The organism is Methylobacterium nigriterrae (assembly GCF_037106235.1).
Classification (GTDB): Bacteria; Pseudomonadota; Alphaproteobacteria; order Rhizobiales; family Beijerinckiaceae; genus Methylobacterium; species Methylobacterium nigriterrae.
In genome coordinates this window covers 1-7,372 of the sequence record NZ_JBAWTG010000180.1, presented here as the reverse complement: position 1 = coordinate 7,372, position 7,372 = coordinate 1, and the positions used below count along the sequence as shown (strand labels likewise).

8 protein-coding genes and 1 pseudogene are annotated in these 7,372 nt (G+C 63.5%); 3 read left to right on the top strand and 6 right to left on the bottom strand.

The features are described from left to right. Positions 1-204 precede the first annotated feature (204 nt). From WDW90_RS33300 to WDW90_RS33280, 5 genes are all read right to left on the bottom strand, one after another. Positions 205-1,908, bottom strand: coding sequence for an ATP-binding protein (locus WDW90_RS33300; RefSeq protein WP_336491942.1), 1,704 nt, complete (start codon positions 1,906-1,908; stop codon positions 205-207). Further along, the gene (locus WDW90_RS33295) at positions 1,895-3,412 is read right to left on the bottom strand and encodes an ATPase domain-containing protein (protein ID WP_336491941.1); all 1,518 of its coding nucleotides are present in this window, start codon (positions 3,410-3,412) and stop codon (positions 1,895-1,897) included. Before WDW90_RS33295 ends, WDW90_RS33300 begins: the two co-directional genes overlap by 14 nt. After that, the gene (locus WDW90_RS33290) at positions 3,409-3,600 is read right to left on the bottom strand and encodes a type II toxin-antitoxin system ParD family antitoxin (protein WP_336491940.1); all 192 of its coding nucleotides are present in this window, start codon (positions 3,598-3,600) and stop codon (positions 3,409-3,411) included. The genes WDW90_RS33295 and WDW90_RS33290 overlap by 4 nt, the downstream gene beginning before the upstream one ends. Positions 3,601-3,837: 237 nt before the next feature. Continuing rightward, on the bottom strand, positions 3,838-3,966 hold the full coding sequence (locus tag WDW90_RS33285; RefSeq protein WP_336491939.1) for a hypothetical protein: 129 nt from the start codon (positions 3,964-3,966) through the stop codon (positions 3,838-3,840). A 35-nt stretch (positions 3,967-4,001) separates the two neighbouring features. Next, on the bottom strand, positions 4,002-4,316 hold the full coding sequence (locus tag WDW90_RS33280; protein ID WP_336491938.1) for a hypothetical protein: 315 nt from the start codon (positions 4,314-4,316) through the stop codon (positions 4,002-4,004). Positions 4,317-5,008: 692 nt separating this feature from the next. On the opposite strand from WDW90_RS33280, the gene WDW90_RS33275 reads away from it, so the two are divergent. The 3 genes from WDW90_RS33275 to WDW90_RS33265 all read left to right on the top strand — a co-directional run bounded on the left by WDW90_RS33275 (position 5,009) and on the right by WDW90_RS33265 (position 6,466). Then, complete coding sequence (locus WDW90_RS33275) at positions 5,009-5,614, top strand: DUF2147 domain-containing protein (protein ID WP_336491937.1); 606 nt, start codon at positions 5,009-5,011, stop codon at positions 5,612-5,614. 250 nt (positions 5,615-5,864) lie between these two features. Continuing rightward, entirely contained in the window at positions 5,865-6,161 is a 297-nt protein-coding gene (locus WDW90_RS33270; protein ID WP_336491936.1) for a hypothetical protein, read from the top strand. Beyond that, positions 6,161-6,466, top strand: a complete 306-nt coding sequence (locus tag WDW90_RS33265) for a hypothetical protein (protein WP_336491934.1) — start codon at positions 6,161-6,163, stop codon at positions 6,464-6,466. Before WDW90_RS33270 ends, WDW90_RS33265 begins: the two co-directional genes overlap by 1 nt. Before the next feature lie 166 nt (positions 6,467-6,632). Here the strand turns inward: WDW90_RS33265 and WDW90_RS33260 are convergent. After that, positions 6,633-6,856 (bottom strand): annotated as a pseudogene (locus WDW90_RS33260) (helix-turn-helix transcriptional regulator); the annotation flags it as partial. Positions 6,857-7,372 lie beyond the last annotated feature (516 nt).

Genomic DNA, 7,372 nt, shown 5'->3' with positions numbered 1-7,372 from the left:
CAGTAGTTTTCCAGTCACGGTTTCCTGACAAAAACGGGGCCGTTTGGGAGGGCTCGCGAGGCGCTCCTCGCGGGTGACAGGAAAACGGTCGTTTTCCTGCCATAGCATTTTGCGCCGTTTGGAACGGTCCACTAGGGCAAGCCCTATTGGAACGCTGGCGCCCTGAGATCGCGCCCGCCGTGATGCTGTCCGCGAATTCGGGTGTCAGTGAGCTCGTGTTGAAGGCTCGCCGGTAAGGTTCTGGCCTCGGGCCGTTTGAAGGGCGGCCGCAAGCTCGGTCAACAGGTACGGCTTCGGGAGAATGCGGATGCCTTCAGCATCGGCATCGCGCTTTGCCGCCTCCGCATAGCCACTGGTCAGCAACACCGGTAGCTCGGCCCGCCGTCGGCGCAGTTCACGAGCCAGATCGACCCCGTTCATGCCACCGGGCATCATGATGTCGGATACGACAACATCGACCACACGACCGTTGGCCAACGCACCCAATGCCGCGCGCGCGCTCGCCACGCGGACGACCTCATATCCGAGCTGACCCAGCATCTCGGCGACCAGTGCGGCGACCTCGTCGTCGTCCTCGACGAGGAGCACGCATCCCACCGATCCTGTCGTTGGCCGGGTCAGGTGTAGGTCGATCAGGTGGTGCTGATCAGCCGCGGGTGTCCGCTGGGAGCGCGGCAGAAGGAGTATGACGCTGGTGCCTCTTCCGGCTTCGCTCTCGATCTCCACGGTCCCACCCGACTGGGTCGCAAATCCATGCACCTGCGCCAGTCCAAGACCGGATCCCTTCCCGATGTCCTTCGTCGTGAAGAACGGCTCGAACACGCGGGCTTTCACCTCAGGTGGCATCCCTGTCCCCGTGTCGATAACCGAGAGGCGTACGAAGTCGCCGACAGCGCTTGGCGATGCGGGCACGTTTTCAGCGCGCACCACAATGGTGCCGCCCGCCGGCATGGCGTCGCGGGCGTTGACGGCAAGGTTCAGGACGACGAGTTCGAGCTCGCCGGGATCGACCTCGATCGGCCAAAGGTCCGGTGTGAATTCTAGCCGGACATGCACGTCGCCGCGCAGGCTACGGTCCAGCAGTTCGCGCATGCTCCCGATCTGACGTTCGAGATCAACCGCTTCCGGGGCTAGGGACTGACGGCGCGAGAAGGCAAGTAGTTGGCGCGTGAGGCCAGCACCCCGTTGGGACGCCTGACGCATGCCGTCCATGAGGCGCTTGCGACGGTCAGGATTGGTCTGTCGGTCGAGCATGTCGAGCCCGCCCGAGATCACCATCAGCAGGTTGTTGAAATCATGCGCGACGCCGCCGGTTAGCTGCCCAATCGCCTCGATCTTCTGCGCTTGGCGTAGGCTTTCCTCGACGCGGGCTCGTTCGGACATCTGCTTTCGGAGCTGGCTGTTGGCCTCTTCAAGTTCGCTGGTGCGAGCGACAACGAGAGCCTCTAGCTGCTGTGCCGCGCGATCGCGCGCTTCGAGCAGTGCACGCACCTCATACTGGCGCAGACGGGCGCGAACCGCCGCTTGTACGGTGCTGGTGAGGGTGATCGCCTGGACCGGCCTCTCGAGCAGCGAGACGTTGCGCAGGGACGTGACCAGACGCTGACGCCAAGCCGCAACCCTCGGCTGTTCCTGGCGGCTCGTCAGGATTACGAACGGCAGGTCAGACCAGGGCGGCTGGCGCTCGACACTGGAGAAAAGTGGCGACAGGTCCTGGCCGAACAGGCCCTCCTCGGCGATCAGCACGGCTGCCGCGCCTATCTCGATGCCTTCCAGCACCTGCGCCAGGGTCAAACAGATCTCGACCGACAAGCCGACACGACGGCACAGCTCCGCCGACGCCGCCGCATCTCGTCCGATCGGGGCAAAGACGAGAACGCACCGACTATCCCGTTCAGCTTTGAGCATGCTCACCGACCGCCATGAGAAGAGCACCGTCGCCCGAGTAGCGCGGCGCGCCCGAGAAGATCCCGCCGAAGTTCTTCAGCGGCGGTCCGACGGTGATGCCCTGTGAGCTGAGGCTGAATTCGCGGATCGTGTGCTCGTGGTGGCCACTGCGCTTTTTCACGACTGAGAGCGCGCGCCGAACCGTCCCTTCCACCTCGAAGTAGCGCAGCATGAGCACCGCGTCGCTCAGGTAGCTGATGTCGAGAGGCGTCTCCATCGGCCCAACCATGCCGTGTTGGGCCAGCACCAGGATGGTCAGAACACCCTGCTGGGCGAGGTAGCTCAGCAGCTCATGCATCTGCAGGACGAGGAAGCGCTCATCCGGCATGGCGTTGAGGTAACCATTCAGGCTGTCGATGACGACGACCCGCACACCGCCATCTTCAACGCTGCGCCGGACGGTCGCCGCGAACTCACCCGGCGACTGCTCCGCGGGGTTGATCTGCTGAAAGCAGATCAAGCCGGCATCGAGCGCAGACTGCAGAGGTAGCCCAAGGGTGCGTGCCCTGGCCTCAACCGTCCCGCGTCCCTCATCGAAGGCGAAGAACGCGACGTGCTCGCCACGCTCGGCTGCCGCGATGGCATACGTCAGAGCAACAGTGGACTTGCCCACCCCGGCGGCTCCGATAAGCAGCGCATTTGTGCCGCGCTCGAGCCCACCGCCGACAAGCTGGTCGAGCTCGGCATTGCCACTCGAGACGAACTCGCCGACGAAAGGCGCGTGATGCTCAGCGGCAATGAGGCGTGGGTAGATCTCGAGGCCACCCTTCTCGATCGTGAAATCGTGGTAGCCGCCCCGGAACCGGATACCGCGCATCTTGACCACGCGCAGCCGCCGACGCTCGGCGCCGTAGTCGATGGCGAGCTGCTCCAACAGCACGACCCCATGCGAGATCGAGTGCAGCTGCAGATCGTTCTCCTGCGAGGAGAGATCGTCGAGCAGGATGACGGTGCTCCGACGGCTGGTGAAGAAGTGCTTCAGCGCGAGCACCTGCCGGCGATAGCGCAGCGAGCTTTGCGCCAAGAGCCGGAGCTCTGACAGGCTGTCGAACACGATGCGGGTCGGATTGATCTCGCTGACGCGTTCGAACACGAGCTTGGTGGTCTCGCTCAGCTCCAGCTCGGCCGGATGCAGCACGGTGAGTTCGCGGTCTGGGTCGAGTGTCGTCTCCGGCGAGACGAGCTCGAATACGTCGATCTGATCGAGCAACCAACCGTGGCGTCTTGCGACGAGCTCCAGCTCCTGCTGGGTCTCCGAGAGCGTGATGTAGAGGACCCGCTCACCTTGGCGGGCGCCCTCCAGCAGGAACTGCAGGGCGATCGTGGTTTTCCCGGTGCCCGGCCGTCCCTCGTAGAGGTACATGCGGTTGCCATCGAGGCCACCGCCCAAAATGTCGTCGAGGGCTGCGCTCCCGGTCGAGATGCGCGGGGGATCGCCCGTATCAGTCTGCTCATGCAGGCTCATGACTGCACCTGAGTGGTTGTCAGCCGGCTGCGCCTCTCCTGATCCTCCATCTCCTCACGTTCCAGCGCTCGTAGAGCAGCGCGCATGACCTCGCTGCTGTTCTGATAGCGACCGGTGGCGATCCGGGCCTGGATGAACTGCAGAAGTTCAGGGGTGATCGAGACGTTCTTCGCGATGCGTGTCGGCATGGCCATTCAGATGCACGAGAGCTCGGGGTGTCACACTGGCTGACACAACCCGCGCACAACTCAGTCTGAAGCGCTGGAGTTCCCGTAGAGCTTACTCAAAGAAGGAACGACTAAGGCTCCATAACGCCCAATCCGCGAAGGCAGGCACGATGGCTGGGCGAATTGCACGCACTCACGTGCAGGGCAGACCTCGCGCGGGAACGGCCCTCAAGCCACGGTGCCGAGCGATGAGGCCGGCTAATGCTCGATGATGTCGCGGAAGGGGTCCAACCTGTCGTCCAAGCTCGTGAGGCGGTCGGCAAGGCTCGGCTCACCAAGCGCCAGGGCCACCAGGAGGAACAGCACGGCAACGACGAGAAGGGCCATCGGGTCGAACTCCTCAGCAGTTCAGAAGACACGCCTCACAGGGTTTTCGACTGGTAGGCACGGTGGCGAACCAAGAGAGGCCACCAGCGGCTTGGCCGTGATCGAGCCGGGGCAACAGGCGGGGCCGCGATCTGCCGGGCCAGAGCGGCGCGATGATCCTGCATCAGCTGCAGGGTACGCCGCATCGCCTTGAGGATGATGTGCGCGCTCATCAGCCGGTGCCCCTCAGTCGCACCAGCGTGGCTGATTGCGCGCATGCGCTCCTCGGCCTGGGCGAGAAGAGCGGCGCCCTCCTCAAGGCAGTGGTCCACTTCGGCAAGTGCGTGCAGCTGACCTGGCGATGTGGCCATGACAGGCCCCTTCGGGACGGCAGAGGCTGGCTACGGGCAGATGCCGAAGGCGCCGCAATGATCGGTTGCGGCTCTGTCGGCGTGGCTCACGGGCGGTGCGACCGCAGCGTGAGAGATCGGTGGATCGGTGAGGATCGTTGCCCAGAACGCACCAGCAGCCAGCACGAAGGCTGCGGCGCACAAGCTTAGCGCACGCATCTCGCAGCTCCTGACTTCACTGAGCCGGAACTCTACTGAGATGCCACACAGGATCAACACTCTATGTTAGTTTACTTCCAGTAAGATGGTGTACGCAATAATACGGATCCGCAGAGCTGCCGCAATGGTTGGGGCGTGATATTCTCGTGGCCTCCGCACATTCTCACGTCCGCCACTTCGGCTCTCGCTTGATCGGCAGAGCCAATCTGGCGTGGGCTGGGCTTGAGAGCTCCAAACTCTGGAAGAATGGCGCGAGCAACGCCAGCACATCCTAGTCCCATACGGGCCCGCGGCCTGTGATCCGCCGCATCAGAGGCCGAACACATGGCAGCACCTGATCACGCGCAGCGCCCGTTCAGAGATTCCGCTTGCACCCGAGGGGGCGTCCACACATGCCTTGCCACACCCGAGCGACCCCGCTGCCTGCGCCATCCCGCTGCTTGAGACCTTCTGAGGGCCAATCTCTCCTGCCTCATCCTGTGAAAAGACACGCGATGACCCGCTTCATTGCTCGTGCGGCTACGGTCGCTCTTATCACTGTCGTCGCCGTGTTCAGTTGCACACACCCGAACGCGGCGCGCGCGGCAGAGCCGTTCGGCACTTGGCTGACCGAGGATGGTCGCGCCCGTGTCCGGACCGAGCGGTTCGGTTCGGACAGCACCCGCCTGTGCGGCTACGTTGTGTGGGGCAGCAAGCCGCTGGATGAGAACGGAACACCGAAGACCGACCGATACAACCCAGACCCGAGCAAGCAGGGTCGGCTGCAACTCGGCCATCAGATGCTGCTCGGGCTGAAGCCGAACGGCGAAGGGCACTACGAGGGCAAGGTCTACAACGCCGACAATGGAAAGTTCTATGACGTGAGCGTGTGGAGCGATGAGCCCGCAACGCTGACCGTGAAGGGCTGCATGCTGGTGTTCTGCGCTTCGCAGGTTTGGAAGCGCGTCACCGATATCGCGCCGGGCCAGCTTCAAGGAGCGACCAACGCCGCGGGTGGCCCGCGCTCCGACCCGGAATGGACCGCCAAGGCTGCGGCAACGGGAAACGCCCCTGCTCGCAAGGGACAACCGACAGAAGGGACGGCCACACGACCGAAATAAGCGTTAGTGCCTCTGTAGGGCGCGCCCGTCAGTGTGCGCCCACCTGAGAGCTACTCAGTATGCTGGCTAGCCAGCCCATCGCCCTCCCGCGCAGGTTAGCTGGGCATTTTCGGTTTCGTAACGCCCAATCCGCGACGCGATGGTGCAGGGTACACCCTTCCGTGACAGGCCAGGAGCGGGGCCGCACAGCAACCTGCGGTGCTCGGCACGATTGAGTTTGCAGCTGGTGCTGAACCAGGAGCGCTTGGCGATGATCTGGCAGCGAGAACTCTACGCGAGCTCGAATGGTGACCGGTGGTTCTTGGTGCGCGACGAGGCGAAGGGACGCCCCTTTGTCCTGCACGAACCGAACCCAGGCTCCGGCGGCCTCCGGACCGAGCTTGAGATTGGCTCCTTTCTGGTCGCCGGCGGTGGCGGGCCGGAGCACCAGGAACTCCTGCGGTTGATCGGAACGCTCGCGGAGGGCAGCCCCACCATGGAACGGTCCGCGGAGCCGCTCCTGGAGCCGTTGCATTCGCACTGGGAGCCGGCCGGCCGAGCGGATTGATGAACTCCGTTCTTCGCCAGCCGAAGGGGTTGGGGGTCGCGATTAAAGCGTTCGCCTGTAGGGGCGCGGACCGCACGGGTCGTCAAAAATCGAGGCGCGCGATTAAAAAATCGGACAGCTTCAGCGTTCGTTCTTACGGCGTTGCCCGTGTCGCCTTTTTTCAAAGGCACCCCGAAAAGCCGTCATATGAGCGCGCAGAGTTGCGAGATTGTAATTATTTCTCGCCGATGATGATTTCCGAGCTAATTTTCTTAATGCTTTCCGGTGTGGTCGCTGCGGCACTGGTAATCGTGCATGTAGTCTGAAATCTCGGCATCTATATTCTGCGGGAGGTCGGCTTTGCCGAGCAGTTCAAATCTGGCTGAACCCGACGTCTCCTCAACCATAGCCGGCGACGAAGCAGGCGGTGGCCCAAGCGGCTCCATAATTCCCCTTACACGAACCTTCTGGGGGCTCGGCCGCGAAACGGGCTTATGGAACCGGCATTCGCTCGAACCGGCTTGCCCGTCGCCACGCACTCGGCGTCATGCCCGACCAGCGCCGGAAGGCGTGCGTGAAGGCGGCCGGCTCGGAGAAGCCCCCAGAGCGGCCGAGATCTGTGCGAGGCTCATGCTAGGGTCGGCAAGGAGCTGCTTGGCCACCTCGAACTGGGCCTCGTTGGCGAGCCGCCGGAACGTCGTGCCCTCGGCTTGCAGACAGTCCCGTTTGGGAAGCCGTTAGTGAGTGACTCGGCAGGTGGGAGCATGGACAATCCTCCCGCTTACAGATGGAACAATGCGCAATCCCCTGCTTGATCAGGTGGGACATTAGTCCCACGCAACTGGGGCGCTGAACCCTCCGCTGGCAGGCGAGCAGACGCTCCACAACGCCCAACCCGTGCGGACGGGCCGGGATCGCCCGGCATTTTGATTTCCAGACACACAAACCTAACAGGTTGAAGTGTTTGGGAAACCGTCGTTTTTGACGAAGGGGTCGAAGCGCCGATCGCAATGCGTAAGCTAGCACCGACGCGGCGGGCCCGGGCAAGACTTGGGCCTGCAACCAGACCATTATGAGCGGTCGGCCCTACCCGTCGAACGATAGGCCCAGCTCAGGAAGGCGGACTGCTTCCCCGCGGCTCTTCCCGCCCCGCGCGCCAGAACTTCCTGTGCGCTCCATGTGACTGTCGTCACAGCAATTTGCGGACACGGACCCCATATCAGCGCAGACGA

Coding starts and splice junctions, on each gene's coding strand:
- WDW90_RS33280 (WP_336491938.1), bottom strand. CDS start 4,316: ATGGCCACATCGCCAGGTCAGCTGCACGCACTTGCCGAAGTGGACCAC.
- WDW90_RS33270 (WP_336491936.1), top strand. CDS start 5,865: ATGATCTGGCAGCGAGAACTCTACGCGAGCTCGAATGGTGACCGGTGG.
- WDW90_RS33290 (WP_336491940.1), bottom strand. CDS start 3,600: ATGCCGACACGCATCGCGAAGAACGTCTCGATCACCCCTGAACTTCTG.
- WDW90_RS33285 (WP_336491939.1), bottom strand. CDS start 3,966: ATGGCCCTTCTCGTCGTTGCCGTGCTGTTCCTCCTGGTGGCCCTGGCG.
- WDW90_RS33295 (WP_336491941.1), bottom strand. CDS start 3,412: ATGAGCCTGCATGAGCAGACTGATACGGGCGATCCCCCGCGCATCTCG.
- WDW90_RS33275 (WP_336491937.1), top strand. CDS start 5,009: ATGACCCGCTTCATTGCTCGTGCGGCTACGGTCGCTCTTATCACTGTC.
- WDW90_RS33265 (WP_336491934.1), top strand. CDS start 6,161: ATGAACTCCGTTCTTCGCCAGCCGAAGGGGTTGGGGGTCGCGATTAAA.
- WDW90_RS33300 (WP_336491942.1), bottom strand. CDS start 1,908: ATGCTCAAAGCTGAACGGGATAGTCGGTGCGTTCTCGTCTTTGCCCCG.